This window comes from Bradyrhizobium oligotrophicum (assembly GCF_051168495.1).
In the GTDB taxonomy this organism is placed as follows: domain Bacteria; phylum Pseudomonadota; class Alphaproteobacteria; order Rhizobiales; family Xanthobacteraceae; genus Bradyrhizobium; species Bradyrhizobium oligotrophicum_A.
Map to the genome: position 1 here is coordinate 72,283 of NZ_JBNPVB010000021.1, position 16,238 is coordinate 88,520.

At 66.3% G+C, this 16,238-nt stretch carries 15 protein-coding genes; 7 read left to right on the top strand and 8 right to left on the bottom strand.

Annotation, left to right across the window (positions count from 1 at the left end):
- Positions 1-275: 275 nt before the first annotated feature.
- The 3 genes from ACQR1B_RS30210 to ACQR1B_RS30220 are packed head-to-tail and all read right to left on the bottom strand — an operon-like array spanning position 276 to position 4,890.
- Positions 276-1,919: an acyl-CoA synthetase gene (locus ACQR1B_RS30210; protein WP_434836310.1), complete on the bottom strand. Its 1,644-nt coding sequence runs from the start codon at positions 1,917-1,919 to the stop codon at positions 276-278.
- Positions 1,920-1,947: 28 nt separating this feature from the next.
- A complete protein-coding gene (locus ACQR1B_RS30215) occupies positions 1,948-3,834 on the bottom strand; it encodes a TRAP transporter large permease (protein ID WP_434836311.1) in 1,887 nt (628 codons plus the stop codon).
- Between the two features lie 36 nt (positions 3,835-3,870).
- Positions 3,871-4,890 (bottom strand): TRAP transporter substrate-binding protein, encoded by a 1,020-nt coding sequence (locus tag ACQR1B_RS30220; RefSeq protein ID WP_434836312.1) that lies wholly within the window; start codon positions 4,888-4,890, stop codon positions 3,871-3,873.
- Positions 4,891-5,336: 446 nt separating this feature from the next.
- Here ACQR1B_RS30220 and ACQR1B_RS30225 point away from each other — a divergent pair, with 446 nt between their 5' ends.
- On the top strand, positions 5,337-6,173 hold the full coding sequence (locus ACQR1B_RS30225) for a hypothetical protein (protein ID WP_434836313.1): 837 nt from the start codon (positions 5,337-5,339) through the stop codon (positions 6,171-6,173).
- 70 nt (positions 6,174-6,243) lie between these two features.
- On the opposite strand, the gene ACQR1B_RS30230 is transcribed toward ACQR1B_RS30225, so the two are convergent.
- Together ACQR1B_RS30230 and ACQR1B_RS30235 are read right to left on the bottom strand one after the other, a co-directional pair.
- A complete protein-coding gene (locus tag ACQR1B_RS30230) occupies positions 6,244-6,969 on the bottom strand; it encodes a site-2 protease family protein (protein WP_434836314.1) in 726 nt (241 codons plus the stop codon).
- Positions 6,966-7,847 carry a DUF2167 domain-containing protein gene (locus tag ACQR1B_RS30235; protein WP_434836315.1) on the bottom strand — a complete coding sequence of 294 codons (882 nt, stop codon included), beginning with the start codon at positions 7,845-7,847 and terminating at the stop codon, positions 6,966-6,968. The genes ACQR1B_RS30230 and ACQR1B_RS30235 overlap by 4 nt, the downstream gene beginning before the upstream one ends.
- Before the next feature lie 271 nt (positions 7,848-8,118).
- On the opposite strand from ACQR1B_RS30235, the gene ACQR1B_RS30240 reads away from it, so the two are divergent.
- On the top strand, positions 8,119-8,934 hold the full coding sequence (locus ACQR1B_RS30240) for a hypothetical protein (RefSeq protein WP_434836316.1): 816 nt from the start codon (positions 8,119-8,121) through the stop codon (positions 8,932-8,934).
- A gap of 46 nt (positions 8,935-8,980) precedes the next feature.
- Here ACQR1B_RS30240 and ACQR1B_RS30245 read toward each other — a convergent pair whose 3' ends face one another.
- A complete protein-coding gene (locus ACQR1B_RS30245) occupies positions 8,981-9,901 on the bottom strand; it encodes a hypothetical protein (RefSeq protein ID WP_434836317.1) in 921 nt (306 codons plus the stop codon).
- 211 nt (positions 9,902-10,112) lie between these two features.
- On the bottom strand, positions 10,113-11,573 hold the full coding sequence (locus ACQR1B_RS30250) for a GH1 family beta-glucosidase (protein WP_434836318.1): 1,461 nt from the start codon (positions 11,571-11,573) through the stop codon (positions 10,113-10,115).
- A 195-nt stretch (positions 11,574-11,768) separates the two neighbouring features.
- On the opposite strand from ACQR1B_RS30250, the gene nthA reads away from it, so the two are divergent.
- The 4 genes from nthA (at position 11,769) to ACQR1B_RS30270 (ending at position 14,474) form a co-directional block, all read left to right on the top strand.
- Complete coding sequence (nthA, locus tag ACQR1B_RS30255) at positions 11,769-12,419, top strand: nitrile hydratase subunit alpha (protein WP_434836319.1); 651 nt, start codon at positions 11,769-11,771, stop codon at positions 12,417-12,419.
- On the top strand, positions 12,419-13,078 hold the full coding sequence (nthB, locus tag ACQR1B_RS30260) for a nitrile hydratase subunit beta (protein WP_434836320.1): 660 nt from the start codon (positions 12,419-12,421) through the stop codon (positions 13,076-13,078). The genes nthA and nthB overlap by 1 nt, the downstream gene beginning before the upstream one ends.
- Positions 13,075-13,464 carry a nitrile hydratase accessory protein gene (locus ACQR1B_RS30265; RefSeq protein ID WP_434836321.1) on the top strand — a complete coding sequence of 130 codons (390 nt, stop codon included), beginning with the start codon at positions 13,075-13,077 and terminating at the stop codon, positions 13,462-13,464. Before nthB ends, ACQR1B_RS30265 begins: the two co-directional genes overlap by 4 nt.
- Positions 13,465-13,640: 176 nt before the next feature.
- Positions 13,641-14,474, top strand: coding sequence for a hypothetical protein (locus ACQR1B_RS30270; RefSeq protein ID WP_434836322.1), 834 nt, complete (start codon positions 13,641-13,643; stop codon positions 14,472-14,474).
- 75 nt (positions 14,475-14,549) lie between these two features.
- Here the strand turns inward: ACQR1B_RS30270 and queC are convergent, their stop codons facing one another.
- The gene (gene queC / locus ACQR1B_RS30275) at positions 14,550-15,266 is read right to left on the bottom strand and encodes a 7-cyano-7-deazaguanine synthase QueC (RefSeq protein ID WP_434836323.1); all 717 of its coding nucleotides are present in this window, start codon (positions 15,264-15,266) and stop codon (positions 14,550-14,552) included.
- Between the two features lie 131 nt (positions 15,267-15,397).
- On the opposite strand from queC, the gene mazG reads away from it, so the two are divergent.
- Positions 15,398-16,216, top strand: coding sequence for a nucleoside triphosphate pyrophosphohydrolase (mazG, locus tag ACQR1B_RS30280; RefSeq protein ID WP_434836324.1), 819 nt, complete (start codon positions 15,398-15,400; stop codon positions 16,214-16,216).
- Positions 16,217-16,238: the final 22 nt, after the last annotated feature.

A 16,238-nucleotide genomic window follows, 5' to 3' on the forward strand; every position in this document is an offset into this window, starting at 1 on the left:
TGACGAGGAGCAAACGAGAGTTGGGACGCATAAAAAGTCCGGCCGCGGCCGCGATGGCCGTGACTGCGCCCTCGCCCCTTGTGGGAGAGGGCTCAAAGGTGGTCGCTGCGGACTCACTTGGGTGAGGGGTTCGTGCCTCACATTCCGTTCTGAGTTCGTGGCAACCCCTCACCCGGTTTCGATGCTTTGCATCGAAACCACCCTCTCCCACAAGGGGAGAGGGTGCACCGTCCGTGTCGATGCAACTCATCAGCTCAGCTGATAGTTCGGCAGCTCTACGCCGAGATCGCCTTCGCCGAGTTCACCTCGTTCCGCAGCAGGAATTTCTGGATCTTGCCGGTCGATGTCTTCGGGATCGGGCCGAACACCACGACCTTGGGCGTCTTGAAGCCGGACATGTGGCTGCGGCAATAGGCGATGATCTCGGCTTCGGTCGTTTGCGCGCCGTCCTTCAGCTCGATGAAGGCGCAGGGCACCTCGCCCCATTTCGGGTCGGGCTTGGCGACGACGGCGGCGAACAGCACCGCGGGGTGCTTGTACAGGATGTCCTCGACCTCGACCGAGGAGATGTTCTCGCCGCCGGAGATGATGATGTCCTTGGAGCGGTCCTTGATGATGACGTAGCCGTGCGCGTCGAGCACGCCGAGGTCGCCGGTGTGGAACCAGCCGCCGGCGAAGGCCTCCTTGGTCGCTTTCTCGTTCTTGAGATAGCCCTTCATGACGATGTTGCCGCGGAACATCACCTCGCCGATGGTCTCGCCGTCGCGCGGCACCTCCTGCATCGTCTGCGGATCGAGCACCGTGACGGCTTCCTGCAAGGGATAAGGCACACCCTGGCGGCGCTTCATCTGCGCACGCTCGGCGGCGGGCAGGTCGTCCCAGCCGGGCTGCTCGGCGCACACGGAGGCGGGGCCGTAGACTTCGGTCAGGCCATAGACGTGGGTCAGCTTGATGCCGATGCTCTCGGCGCCTTCGAGCACGGCCACCGGCGGTGCTGCGCCGGCGATCAGGCCGACGACCGGCTTGTCGCGCTTGCCCTTCGGCGCGTCGGGCGCGTTGATCAGCACGTTGTAGACGATCGGCGCGCCGCACATGTGGGTGACGCCGTGGGCCTTGATCAGCTCGAAGATCCTGGTCGGCTCGACCTTGCGCAGGCAGACATTGACGCCGGCGGCGGCCGCCATGGTCCAGGGGAAGCACCAGCCGTTGCAGTGGAACATCGGCAAGGTCCAGAGATAGACCGGATGCTGGCCGAGCCCGCCCGCGAGGATGTTGCTGACGGCGTTGAGATAGGCGCCGCGGTGATGGGTGACGACGCCCTTGGGATTGCCCGTGGTGCCCGACGTGTAGCTCATCGCGATCGCGTCCCATTCGTCAGCGGGACGGCGCGGTTCGAAGGAGGGATCGCCCGAGGCGACGGCCGCTTCGTATTCGATCTCACCGATGCGGCTGCCGCCGGCGTAGGAGGCATCATCGACGTCGATGACGAACGGCTTCGCGCCGCTCATCAGCTTGAGCGCCTCGCTGATCACGCCGGAGAATTCGGGGTCGACCAGAATGATCTTGGCCTGGCCATGATCGAGCTGGAACGCGATCGACGGCGCGTCGAGCCGGATGTTCAGCGTATTGAGCACGGCGCCGGCCATCGGCACGGCGAAATGGGCTTCGTTCATGGCCGGGATGTTGGGCAGCATCGCCGCCACCGTGTCGCCCTCGCCGATGCCGCGACCGGCGAGATACGACGCGAAGCGGCGGCAGCGCTCGTAGGTCTGGCGCCAGGTGAAGCTGCGGCCCTCATAGACCGTGCTGACATGGTCGGGATAGACGGCGGCGCTGCGCGCCAGGAAGCTGAGCGGGGTCAGTGGCACGTAGTTGGCCGGGGTCTTGTCCAGGCCGATCTGATACTGGTTCGTGCTCATCGCTGTCCTCCCTCGTCGCCTCAAGAGTTTACAGGAACCCGATCGAAATCCACGGAAAAATCGCAACGATGATGAGGCCAATCAGGAGCGCCAGCAGGTAGCCCCAGATCGGCCGGATGCCCTCGGCGGGATCGACCCGGCCGATCGCGCAGGCCGCGTAATATCCGACCCCGAACGGCGGCGCGAACAGGCCGATTCCCATCGCCAGGATCACGATCATGGCATAATGCACCTCGTGCACGCCGACGGCGCGCGCGATCGGAAACAGTAGCGGCCCGAACAGCACGATCGCCGGAATGCCCTCCAGCACGCTGCCGAGGATCGTGAAGGCCACGATCGAGACCGCGATGAAGGTCGCAGGCCCGCCCGGCAGCCCGGTCATGGCGGCCGCCAACGAGCGCGAGAAGCCGGACTGCGTCAGGCCCCAAGCCATGCCCGTCGCCGTGCCGATGATCAGCAGGATCGCGCCGGACAGCGCCGCGGTTTCGATCAGCATCGGCATCAGCCGTCGCCAATCGAAGCGGCGATAGATCAAGAGGCCGGCGAGAACGCCATAGACGATGCCGATCGTCGAGACCTCCGTCGCGGTGGCGATGCCCTCGACCACGGCGGCGCGGATCACGAAGGGCAGGGCCAGGGCAGGGACCGACACGATGAAGGCTTTGCCGATCTCGGCGCCGGTGGCGCGGCGGACGCCGCTCATGTCCTCGTGACGATAGCGCCACCACACCAGCGCGCACAGCGTGACCGCCAGCACCACGCCCGGCAACAGGCCGCCGGTGAACAGCGCCGCGATCGAGACGCCGGTGACCGAGCCGATGGTGATCAGCACCAGGCTCGGCGGAATGGTTTCGGTCTGCGCGCCGGTGGCGGCGAGCAGGGCGACGAGATCGCCGGGCTTGGCGCCGCGCGCCTTCATCTCCGGAAACAGCACCGGCGCGACCGCGGCCATGTCGGCCGCCTTGGCGCCGGAGATACCGGACACGAGATACATCGCGCCGACCAGCACGTAATGGAGTCCGCCGCGGACATGGCCGAGCAGGCTCGCCAGGAAAGCGACCATCGCGCGCGCCATGCCGGTCATCTCGATCAGCAGGCCGAGGAACACGAACAGCGGCACCGAGAGCAGGATGAGATGGCTCATGCCCTCGTCCATGCGCCCGACCAGCACCATCAGCGGCGTGCGTGTCGTCAGCGCCAGATAGCCGAAGATCGCGAGCCCGAACGCGAACGCGATCGGCACGCCGGCGAAGACGCAGAAGCCGACCACGCCGACGAAGAAAATCACGAGGTTGATGTTGCCGAGCGGCTTCAGGACCGGCTGCGCCAGCCAGAACAGCGCCAGGATCGCCGCGATGGACACGACGGCCAGCAGCATCGTCCTGGCGTTGGCCGCGCGCGCCAGGCGGATCAGCGCGAACAACGCCATCAGGGCGATGCCGACCGGCAACGCGGCGGCGCGGCAGATGTTGGAGATCTGCAGTGCCGGCGTCGTGATGTAGCTTTCCTCGTAGGCATATTCCCAGGCCGGCCAGGCAATCATCACCAGGAACGCCAGCGCGGCAGCGGTCGCCACGAGATCGAGATAGGCACGCAAGCCCGGGCTTGCGCGCGCCACCATCGCGGTCATCCGCATGTGCTCGCCGCGGCGGAACGCCACGGCGGCACCGAGCATCGCGAGCCACAGGAACAGGATCGAGGCGAGTTCGTCTGACCAGATCAGCGGCCGGTGCAGACCGTAGCGCGCGACCACGCCGGCGAACAGGATGACGATCTCGGCGACGACGAGCAGCGCCGCCGGGATCTCGACCAGCAGGCCGAGCAGGGCCTCCAGGCCATCGAGCCAGGACCGGCGGCGAGGGGTCTCGATGACCACCTCGCTGATGGCAATTTCCGTGAACTCGGCCTGCGCCATGACGTCACCCGAACGCGCTTACGACGCCCCTGCACGTTACGACAGCTTGCCGACGGCCTTTTCCAAGAGCGCCCAGGCCTCGTCGCCGTACTTGCCCTTCCACTCGCCATAGAAGCCGGCGGTGCGCAGCTTGTCGCGGAACGGCGCCACGTTGGGCTGATTGAAGGTCAGGCCCTTGCCGGCGAGATCCGCCTGCAAGCCGGCATTGAGCTTGGCGACGTCTTCGCGCTCCTTCACCGCGGCGGCGTTGATGTGCTTGGCGACGATGGCGCGCATGTCGGCCGGCACGGCCTCCCAGGCGCGCCTGTTGGCCAGGAACCAGAAGCCGTCCCACATGTGGTTGGTCAGCGAGCAGTATTTCTGCACCTCGTAGAGCTTCGCCGTCGAGATAATCGCCAGCGGGTTCTCCTGGCCCTCGACGACCTTGGTCTGCAGCGCCGAATAGACCTCGCTGAAATTGATCGAGGCGGGCGCCGCCTCGAACGCCTTGAACATCGAGGTCCATAGCGGCGACACCGGCACGCGGATCTTGAAGCCCTTGAGATCATCGGGGCCGTTGATCGGCTTGGTCGACGACGTCGTCTGGCGGAAGCCGTTGTCCCAGATCTTGTCCATCACCATCAGGCCGGCCTTGCCGATCTGGCCGCGCACATAGGCGCCGAGGTCGCCGTCCATGGCCTTCCAGACCGTGTCGTAGTCCGGGAATGCGAAGCCGATGCCGTTGATCGAGGCCGCCGGCACCAGGGTCGCCAGGATGAGGCCTGAGAGCGTGAAGAACTCGACGCCGCCGGAGCGGATCTGGCTCAGCATATCCGTATCCGAGCCGAGCTGGTTGTTCGGGAAGATCTGCAGGTCGAACTTGCCGTTGGTCTCGGCCTTGATCGCCGCCGCCATCTCCTTGGCGCGGACGTTGAGCGGATGCGTGTCGGGCAGGTTGTTGGCGTATTTGTAGCTGAACTCGGCGGCCTGGGCGCGCGCCACATGCGGCGCCGCGATCCCACCCAGAACGGCCGAAGCCGCAGAGGCCTTCAACAGCGCGCGTCGTGACAGGCTCATTCTCGTTTCTCCCTGGGGCTTCTTCTTGTTTCATCTTGCGTCGCATGACGTCGCGGACGAATCCAACAGACGGCACGACGTCGTCTGCGCTTATTGCAGCGATGGGCCGAAGCAGCAATATCGGCGTTCACAACTCCACGCTGCGATGGCCGCAGAGAGAGGGCCATGGGCGGGGGCCGGAAGCCAGATCGTCCGCACGAGCTGCCGTGATTTCCGAGGTTCTGGACGCAAGCCACTGAATTCCATGGACATATAAATATTCCATAATATACCTTATGCGAATTGGATATGGGCGCCATGGACCGACCCTCCGGCCATAGAACGCGGTCCAACCGGACTGCAATCGGTGCGAAATCGCCGCCCGCTCGTCACCCCGCAGTCTTGGTTTGGTCAAAGCCCCCGGCTCAATGCGCAGCTGAGGATTGGGCACACGGGGCGTATCGCGCATGGGACCCGAGGACATGCCAGTTCAGTCGACGCCGACGGAAGTTGATCCAGGCGCTGCCGCGCTGTCACCCGATGACGACATCTGCGAGGACATCTATCAGCGCGTCCTGGCGGAGGTGCGCGCCCGCATCGATCAGCGGATCGCCGACATCGAAGCCCATGCGGCGGCCTCTGAGCCCGCCGAAGCGGCCGAGCTTGCCGCAGACAGCGTCGCCCAAGCGGCCGCGCCTCGAGCGCCGCGGCGCCGGCCCCTGGTGCGCGCGGCGATCACTCTGGCGGCATCCGCCGGGCTGGTCGGCGCGCTGGTCACGCTGGCCCGGGACCATACCGAGACCATTACATCGGTGACCGATCGGATCGAAGCCGCGCTGCAGTCGATCAGCCGCGAGAATCGTCCGAAGGCGGTTACAGCGGGCGGGCCGGACACGGCCGTGAGCGAACCGGACGGTGCCGATGCTGCGCCAACGCCCCCTGCTTCATCGCCCGCGCCCTCACCATCGCCCGAAGCGACGACGGTGGAGCGCGCGAGCGACCCGTCCTCCGCGATGGCCGAGGCCCGCCCCGAGCACGACATGCCATCCGCTCCGGAGCGAGACATCGCGCCCCTGATCGAAAAGATCGGCCATGACGTCGCAGAGCTGCAGGCTGTATTGCAGGAGCTGAAGGCCAGCCAGGAGCAGGCCAGCCGCGATCACGCCAAGGCCATCGAACAGCTGCAAGCAAGCCAGGATCAGCTGGCGCGCGCAGTCCGGGCGTCGAAGACCGAGCCGACCGTCGGAGCAATTGCGCGGCCGGCGCCCCGGCCGCCACAGGCGCGCCCTCCTCGGTTTCCGTAGCGCGTGAAACCATATCCGGGCAGGGCACGGGACACCCCTGCTCCCTGCCCGTTTGCTGCGCCTCGGAAACTCAGCCGGACGGCCGCAAGTGGCTCAGCATCTCATGCACGTCGTAGGTCATCACGGCGAGCAGCGCGGCGAGTGCCAGATAGGTGCCGGCATATTCGATCTTGGTCTGCAGCGTCGTGCCGTAATAGGCGACGTTCTCTGGCGCGCCGGGATCGTAGCGCCATGCCTTCATCAGTTGCGGCGCCGCCAGGATCGCAATGATGATGAGCATCGGACTCGGGCGGTACAGCATCAATGCGAGCAGCATCGGAACGCCCAGCAGCCAGATACGTGGGCTGAGCACGCTGGTCACGCGGCCGCCGTCGAGCGGCGAGATCGGCAGCAGGTTGAACAGATTGAGGAACAGGCCGGAATAGGCGATCGCAAGCAGCAGATTGCTGTCTTCCGATCGCGCCCACAGATACACGCCGAGCGCCGCGGCGGTGCCGACCAGCGGGCCTGCGAGCGCCACATAGGCTTCGGTCTCGACGTCGACTGGCTGCTCCTTCAGTGCGATCCACGCACCGACGAACGGGATGAAGGCCGGAGCACCGACGTCGAGACCGCGCTGACGGGCTGCGATGTAGTGGCCCATCTCGTGGGCGAACAGCAGCGCGATGAAGCCGGCCGCATAGCGCCAGCCCCAGATGCCGGCATAGACCACCAGCGACAGCAGCATGGTGCCGCCGCTCGTGGCGAGCTTTCCCCACTTCAGACCTGAGAACAGGATCAGCAGCAGAGCCTTCACGCCTGCCTGCCAGCGTTGTCGTTCCGCGGCTTGCGGCGGAAGAAATTCATGATGGCGGCTCCAAACCCGACCACCGCGAAGATGATGATCTTGGCGAACTTCAGGACGAACGCGCCGGCCAGCGCCAGCAGTCCAAGCTTCTTGGCGGCGACGCCGCCGACCAGCGCCAGCAATCCGTATTCGGCGATCCGATCCGTGCCTGCGCTGAAATCCTCATAGCGCTTGCCGGAATGATAGGAAAGATCGGACAAAAGCTCGTGCGCGACCGCCTTGTCGCCGGCGATCCGCTCGGAGCCCGAGAGCAGATTCAGGCTGAAATAGCCGTCGCGTCCGAGCGCGAAGGTGTTGTAGTTCACGTTCTTCGGCGCATCGTCGGGCTGGTCCTTGTTCTTGGCGAGCAGCGACCACACCAGGCGATGCGTCGTTGCGTCATAGGCCGGCGGCTCGATCCAGCCGATGACCGCCATTTCGGGGAAGCCGCGCGCAACGCGGTCCTTGTTGGCCTCCTCCGCGCCGGCGCGGAGATTGCTTAGTAGTTCGTCCGCATTCCAGTTCTTGGCGTCGTCGTCTTTGATGTAGCCTTCCTTGATGTGCTTGATCACCACCATCCAGTCGTCGTTCTGGCGCTTGCCGACGACGAGCCCGACGAAGGTTGCGTCGTTGACCACGTTGCCGAGAGCGCGCAGGACTCGCAGGCCTTCGCTCTTCGGGACGTAGAAGTAGTCGGCCGGCAGCTTGAGCGTGCCCTGATCGATCAGCGTGATGTCGCTCGGCCCGTCGGTGCCGGCCTGGCTCGCACCCTGCCAGGCCGCCATCAACTCCGCCTTGCGCGCGCCCTCGTCGACCGGCGCGGCGTGCACGACAGCCGAAAGGCTCACGAAGGCTGCGCATATGACTACTCGTAAGACAACAACCAGGATTTTCATCGGCCCCCATCCTTCAACACAGTCTCGTCGGCCGAATGCTACCTGGAGCGTTCGCGTCCATGCAAGGTAAGAGGCCCTCCAAGGAGGGACCGTTGTCCGAAAAGGCCCCCTCCTCGTCACGACGCTGTCTTGCTTTCGGCCAAAGCGGCGGGTCGAGTCACGCTTGAAAATTCAAAGAGAAAAACGGCGTCGGCGGCGGGCGTTCAGGGTTTGGGGATCACAAATGCAGTCCACACAGAATGCGCAAAAGATCGATCCAAGCGAGATCGGGCTCGCCCCGGAGAAGCCGGACAAGACCAGCTACGATCAGCTCTATCGCCGGGTGCTGCGCGAAGTGCTGACCCGGATCGATACGCGGCTGGCGGCCATCGAGAAGCCGTGGGTGGCGGCCGACGCCGCAGCCGCGGCGAGCAGGAGCGATGCGCCAGGCCCGGACGGCAGCCGCTGGGCGCGCATCAAGGCACCGCTCGGCAAGCTCCGCGGCCGCAATGCCGTGGGCCTCGCATTGCTGGTCTTGCTGGTCGGCGGCTCCGTCGCCTGGTCGCAGCGGGACGCCGGGTCGTCGTTGATGGACCGCTGGATGCCCGGCTCCACCGAGACCTCAACGGACGAGGCCGCCGCACAGCAGGGCAATGAGGACGCCATGATGTCGAACGCCTCCCTGAGAGGGACGGAAGACGGCGGGACGAGCGGCGGTCCAACCACTCTGATGCAGCGGATGGCGCACGACATCGCCGAGCTGCAGCAGGGTATCGAGCAGATCAAGAACACGCAGGATCAGGCCAGCCGCGATCACACCCGGGCCATCGAGCAGTTGCAGGCCGGTCAGGACCAGTTGATGCGTCTGGTCTCGCGGATGTCGAACCAGGCGGCGCAGACGCGCGGCGGAGCGCTCCCACCGTCTCCACCGCAGCAGATCGTCGTGACGCCGCAACCGCGGACCACGACGGGACTGGCGCGGCCGCAGCAGCAGGGCTCGACCATCGGATCGTTCCTGACCCGCAACACCTCGGGCATCCAATCGCCGTTGCCGCGCTGACTCTGGCGATCAGCGGCGGCCCCGTCGCGGATCTCAGTGGGACCCGCTATGAGCAGGCGTGAAGCCGTCCATCATAGCCGCGATACGTGCCCTTGCCGGCATCATAGGTGCGGAAGCTTTTGCAGCTGACGCTGCCCCGCTTCACGTCCTTCTTCTTGCCGACGTGGCGCTTGCGCTTGGCCGGCTTGTCGTCATCGTCCTTGGCGTGATGATGACGCGCATGCCGACCCTCCGGCTTGGCTGACGCGCTCGCACCATCCTGTTTGGTGGCAGCGGGCTTGTCCTTGGCGGCGGCGGATGCCGCCGGCAGGTCGGGCTGCTTGCTCTCGGCTGGGGCTGGCGCGGGTTTCACCTCGGCAGCAGCGGCAGGCTTTTCGACGGGCGCCGCCACCGGCGGCTGGCTCTCAGCGGCCTTCTCTTCAACGCCGTCGCGAGACTTGGCCGGCGCCGGGACGTCGTTCGCGACGGCGGGCGTGTCGACCGCCGGCGCGGCAGGCTTTGCCTCGGTCACGGCCGGCTTGGCGGCGGGGTCGGGCTCTGCCTTGGGCGCGTTGCTGATCTCAGGCTTGGTTTCGTTCTTGCTTTCGTCCTTGCCCTCGCTCTTGGAGACGGCCAGCGTCTCGGAGGCCGGCGGCTTGGCCTCGGCCTCGACAGCCTTGGGCGCCTCGGCGGAGGCCGCCGGGGCGGGCTCGGCTGACTTTTCGGCAGTGGCCTTCTCCGGCTCCGCTGCGCCGGCCGGCTTGTCCGCGGTTTGCTCGGCCGGCTTGGTCTCGGCGGATGCGGGTTTCGCCTCGGGCTCCGCCGGCTTGTCGGCCGGCGCGGCGGCAGAACTCTCGGTGGCGGGCTTGGCCGCGTCGTCGGCCGAACTCTGCGCCCATGCGCTGGTGCCCGCAATCGCTCCCACGACGCAGAACAGTACGCCTGCGCGCAGGATGAGGGCGGTCGGACGAACGATCGATACTAGCATGCAGAAAAATCTCGGTTGTGGAGCTGAGAGCCAGCGGTTTACGTCAGATTCCTCGTCCTTTCGCCTCGAAAACCGCGCACGCGCAAAAGAGTCGCACGCGGTGTGCTTTCCAAGTCGTGCAGTCGCCATCTCCGCGTGTGAAGCCGTGCGGATGAACAATCAACGTCGGGTGATGGGCGGTCCTGCTGGACGCGCCGCGCCCGCGGCCTGTTCAGGCGCTCGCGGCGTTGCGCGTGATGACGTGGCGATAATAGGACGCGCTGAGCTTGGGCGTGCGCAGCTGAGTGTCGAAATCGACGTGATAGACGCCGAAGCGCTGCTTGTAGCCGAACACCCACTCGAAATTGTCCAGCAGACTCCACAGGAAATAGCCCTTCACGGGCACGCCTTCTGAGGTCGCGCGCTGCAGCTGGGCGAGATAGTTGCGCAGATACATCACGCGGTCGAGGTCATGGATCTTGCCGTCGGCAGTCATCTTGTCGTCCGACGAGGTGCCGTTCTCGGTGATGTAGATGGTCTTGAGATTCCAGACCTTGGCGGCGAGCTTGGGCACCCAATAGGCGGTCTCCGGTCCCACCAGCAGCCAGGGCGAGCTCATGTGCGGAAACGAGGCCGGCATCGGCAGCACGTCGAAACCCGCAGCGCGATCCGACGCCACGACATAGGCCTGTGGCGCGTAGATGTTGAGGCCGACGAAATCGACCGGCGCCGAGATGGTCTTGAGCTCGTCGGAGGTGAAGGTCGGCGCATCCTTGCCCGACCAGGCCAGAAAGCCGTCGGTATAGCGGCCAGCGAGGATGACGTTGAGGAAGCCCGCATTCATCTCGCGCGTCGCGATCTCCGCGGCGCGGACGTTCTCGGGCGTATCGATGGCCGGCAGGCAGGCGGTGATGTTCTCGGCCATGCCGACGCGCGTGCCGGGCCGCCCCTTGGCGCGGATTGCCTGCACGGCCAGGCCATGTGCCAGCGCCACGTGATGGCGTGCCTGGTTGACCTCCTGCGGCGGCAGCTTCAGCCCGGGTGCATCGATGCCGAGGCCATAGCCGAACGGCACGAACCGGCCGCATTCGTTGATGGTGAAGATGGTCTTCACCCGGTCGCTCAGATGCTGCGCGACGTGGCCGGCGTAATGCGCAAAGGCCTTCGCCGTCTCGGCCGAGCGCCAGCCGCCGACCCGGTCCTGCAGCGCCTGCGGCAGGTCCCAATGATACAGCGTTGCATAGGGCTCGATACCGTTCGCCAGCAGTTCGTCGACGAGGCGATCGTAGAAGTCGAGGCCCTTCGGGTTGGGCGTCATCCCGCCATCCGGAAACAGCCGCGGCCAGGCGATCGAGAAACGGTAGGCCCGGCAGCCGAGTTCCTTGATCAGGCGCACGTCGTCCTTGTAGCGGTTGTAGTGATCGCAGGCGACGTCGCCGGTGCTGGCGTCCTCGATGTTGCCCTGCAGATGGCTGAACACGTCCCAGATCGATGGCCCGCGGCCATCGGCAGTGACGCCGCCCTCGATCTGATAGGATGATGTGGCCGTGCCCCAGACGAAATCGGCAGGAAAACGACGTCCGGCATCATCCGTCACTGCGGCCTCCTCCGCTTGCGCCGGTCCACTCGCTGCCCCGAGGGCTGCCAGTCCGGCCAGCTTGGCAAGATCACGGCGGGAGACGTCGTTTGGCATTGATGAACCTCAATCTATTGGTCTTTTCCCCCCAGCCCCGGCGGGCAGCCCCCGTCAGGAACCACATCTTGGCGCCGATTTGAACCGGTGGAACCCGTGGAATTGAAGTTACAGTCTGAGCGTGCCCTCGCGAGATATCGCCACCTGGGCCGGGCATCGCTCGACAGCACAGGGGCATAGGCCTATTTTCGCGCCATGACCGATCACGATCACCACCACGACCATCATCACGATCACTCGGAATTGTCCGAGACCGAGCTGCGCGTCCGCGCGCTGGAAAGCATCCTCACCGAGAAGGGCTATGTCGATCCGGCCGCGCTCGACGTGCTGATCGAGACCTATGAGAGCAAGGTCGGCCCCCGCAATGGCGCCCGAGTGGTGGCGCGGGCCTGGACCGACCCGGCCTTCCGCGCGCGGCTGCTGGCCGACGCCACGCCGGCCATTGGCGAGCTCGGCTATGCCGGCCGCCAGGGCGAGCACATCGTGACGGTCGAGAATACGCCGGAGCTGCACAACATGGTCGTGTGCACGCTGTGCTCCTGCTATCCCTGGCCGGTGCTCGGACTGCCGCCGGTCTGGTACAAGTCGGCGCCCTATCGCGCCAAGGCGGTGAAGGATCCGCGCGGCGTGCTCAGCGATTTCGGCTTCGCGCTGCCGCCGGCGACGAAGATCCGGGTCTGGGATTCGACCGCGGAGGTGCGGTATTTCGTGTTGCCGATGCGCCCTGAGGGCACCGACGGCTGGAGCGAGGAGCAGCTCGCCGAGCTCGTGACGCGCGACAGCATGATCGGCACCGGCCTGCCGATGCGGCCCGGCAAGGTGCAAAACGCTGAGGTGAAGGCCTGATGGATGGCGCACACGACATGGGCGGCGCCTCCGGCTTCGGTCCGGTCCGCCCCGAACCGAACGAACCTGTCTTCCACGCCGAGTGGGAGCGCCGCGCGCTGGCGATCACGCTGGCGATGGCCCTGCCCGGCGGCTGGAACATCGACATGTCGCGGTTCGCGCGGGAAAACCGCCCGCCGGCCGACTATCTCGGCATGAGCTACTACCAGATCTGGCTGGCCGGCCTCGAACGGCTAATGCAGGACCGCCACCTGCTCGAAGCCGACGAACTCGCCGCCGGCAAGGCGCTGCATCCGCCGCAGCCGGTCGCGAAGATCCTGACCGCCGACGAGGTCGCTGCGATGCTGCGGCGGGGCGGTCCGACCGAGCGCACCGTCACCAAGCCGGCGCTGTTCACGGTCGGCGACCGCGTGCGCGCCAAGGACATGCATCCGCCGACGCATACGAGGCTGCCGCGCTACGTGCGCGGCCATCTCGGCCGCATCGAGGCCGTCAGGGGCGTCCACGTGTTTCCGGACAGCAACGCGCACGGGCATGGCGAGGACCCGCAATGGCTCTACACGGTGTCGTTCAGCGGCGCCGAGCTGTGGGCCGATGCACCCGATCCACTGCTCGAGGTGACGGTGGACGCGTTCGAGCCGTATCTGGAGCGCGCATGACCACGCCCGATCGGCACGCCACCCTGGAGGCTGCGCGCGCCCTGCCCGGCATTCCCGTCGACGCCGACGGGCCGGTGTTTCGCGAGCCGTGGGAGGCGCACGCCTTCGCGATGGCCGTCACGCTGCACGCCCGTGGGCTGTTCACCTGGCCCGAATGGGCGGCGGCGCTCGCCGATGAGATTGCCCGCGCGCAGGCTGCAGGCGACGCCGATTGCGGCGATACCTATTACCGGCACTGGCTCGCGACCTTGGAGCGGCTGGTCGCCGAGAAGGGCGTGACCACGCCCGCCAACCTCGCGCGCTATCGCGATGCCTGGGATCACGCCGCCGACCGCACCCCGCACGGCAAGCCGATCGAGCTGCGCCCGGAGGATTTCGCCGGCTGAGTATCCTCGCTTGTATCGTTAAGCGCGGGTGACCAAGTCGCGAACCATTTGACGTTCTCGTCTTAACGGCCGGGTATTCATGATGCCAAGAGCCGTATCTGCTCGAAATTGAACATTCATCAGTGTGTCCGTAGCGTCCCCCGCATCTTCTTTGATGAAGTTGAGGGGACGTCGAAATGCCTGCGTCAGAATCTTTCGCTTCCATCGTGGACACGCTCGCCGGCGTGCGCCGGGACTACCACGAGAAGCTCAAATCGATCCCGCAATACGAGGCCTTCCTGCTGATCGAGAGCTCGACCGAGAAAGCTGCCGGAGCCCTCAACGGCACCGAGGCGTCGTCGTCATCGATCGCCACCGACGTGATCGACTCGCTGCAATATGCGCGCGCCCGCTTCGAGCAGCACATGACGTCGATCCGGGAATATCGCGTGCTCGTCGCGATCGACAGGGTGATCAAGGAGATCTCGCAGCATCTGGGCCTCGCCGCCCAGGACGACGCGCCGGCACAACCGAGTCCGGCTGCAGAATCGGATCATCCGGCGCCTGACGCCGCGGTCGCCGTCGCATCGACGGAAGCCGTCGACGACAGCGCATCAGCAGAGACCGCCGCCGGCGAGCCCGAGCCCGAGGTCGAGCAGGACAACGTCGAGCACGCGAATGCCGAGCCCGAGGTCGCCGAAGCGCCTGCTGCCGCCGAGCCCGCAGAAGCCATTGCAGAGGCCGAGGAAGAGGCCGAGGAAGAGGCTGCGACGCTGCGCGTCGTCGATGCTCCGGTCAAATCGCCCTCGATCGTGCCCGTCGAACATGACGCCGATGCCGCCCATGACGACGACATCGTCGTGCTCAATGCGCCGGCCTGGGAGAAGAGCGGCAAGGACGACATCACCGCCCGTCTCGCCGCGCAGGCAGCGTCCGCTGCAGCCAATGACTCCGACGACGGCCATGACGTCGCCGACGGCGATCTCGTGATCGTCAGCCAGCGCGAGTCGTCCGACCACGAGGCGGCCTGAGATCAGCAACGGCGATCTCATCGTCCGTCGCACGCGGAGCTCAATGCACGCGACGTCCGGGCTCCGCGTCGTCGTTCAGGCCTGTCCGCCGACCGCGATGTATTCGCGCCAGCCCTTGGCGCGGAGCTCACAGGCGGGACACCGGCCGCAGCCATGGCCCCAATCGTGGCGCGCGCCGCGTTCGCCGAGATAGCAGGTGTGTGACTGCTCGCGGATCAGATCGACGAGGCCCCTGCCCCCGAGATCATGGGCCAGCTGCCAGGTCGCCGCCTTCGACAGCCACATCAGCGGCGTGTGCAATTCGAAGGGGCGCGCCATACCGAGGCTCAGCGCCGTCTGCAGCGCCTTGATGGTGTCGTCGCGGCAGTCGGGATAGCCGGAATAGTCGGTCTCGCACATGCCGCCGACGATGTGGCGGATGCCGCGCCGATAGGCCAAGGCCGCCGCAAAGGTCAGGAACACGAGATTGCGGCCCGGCACGAAGGTGTTGGGAAGCCCGTCGGCGCCCATCTCGATCGCGACGTCGCGCGTCAGCGCCGTTTCGGAGATCGACGCCAGCGTCGGAATGTCCAGCGTATGATTGTCGCCGAGCCTGCCCGCCCACTCCGGGCGCAGCTGCGCGAGGCCCTCGAACAGACGGGCACGGCAGTCGAGCTCGATCGCGTGGCGCTGTCCGTAGGCGAAGCCGATCGTCTCGACACGCGTGAAGCGGTCGAGCGCCCACGCCAGGCAGGTGGTCGAATCCTGCCCGCCCGAGAACAGCACCAGCGCCGTTGCATCCTGCTCGCTCATGGCTTTCGCTTAGCACCATCGTCCGGCCAGGCCAACCCGCCGGCGAGCGCGGCTCCGGGCCGTTTTTGCTGGGACGCGCGCCCCGCTTGGGGCATACAGGGCCCGATCGAAAGATGCTGTCAGGACCCGCCATGATCCCTTCCCGCGACATCTCACGCCTGATCGAGATCATGGCTGCGCTGCGCACGCCCGTCACCGGCTGTCCGTGGGACGTCGAGCAGACCTTCCAGACGATCGCGCCCTACACCATCGAGGAAGCCTACGAGGTGGCCGACGCCATCACCCGCAACGATCTTGACGATCTCCGCGAGGAGCTCGGCGATCTCCTGCTGCAGGTGGTCTATCACGCCCGCATCGCCGAGGAGCAAGGCGCATTCGCGTTCGGCGACGTCGTCGAAGGCATCACGAAAAAGATGATCCGCCGCCACCCGCATGTGTTTCCCGACAAGGACGGCAACGTCACCAAGCCGACCAAGGGGACCTGGGATCGCATCAAGGCCGAGGAGAAGGCCGAACGCGCCGCGCGTCGGCCGCCCGAGGACCAAGCGAGCAAAGCGTCGCTGCTGTCGGGCATCAAGGCCGGCCAGCCGGCGCTGGTCCGCGCCATGGAGTTGCAGCGCAAGGCGGCGACCGTCGGCTTCGACTGGAACGACCCGCGCGCGGTGCTGCAGAAGATCCGCGAGGAGGCCGACGAGATCGAGGCCGCGCTTGACAACAAGGACGCGACCGAGCTGAGCGCGGAGACCGGTGATCTGCTGTTCGCGCTGGTCAACCTCGCCCGTCACGCCGAGGTCGATCCGGAAACCGCCCTGCGCGGCACCAACGCCAAGTTCGAGCGCCGCTTCGCGCACATCGAGACGGCGCTCGCCGCCAAGGGCCGCACGCTGGAGGAAGCCTCGCTCGACGAGATGGACGAGCTGTGGAACGAGGCGAAGGAACTGGAGACGTAGCTCCGCCGCTCCGAGGCCGCGA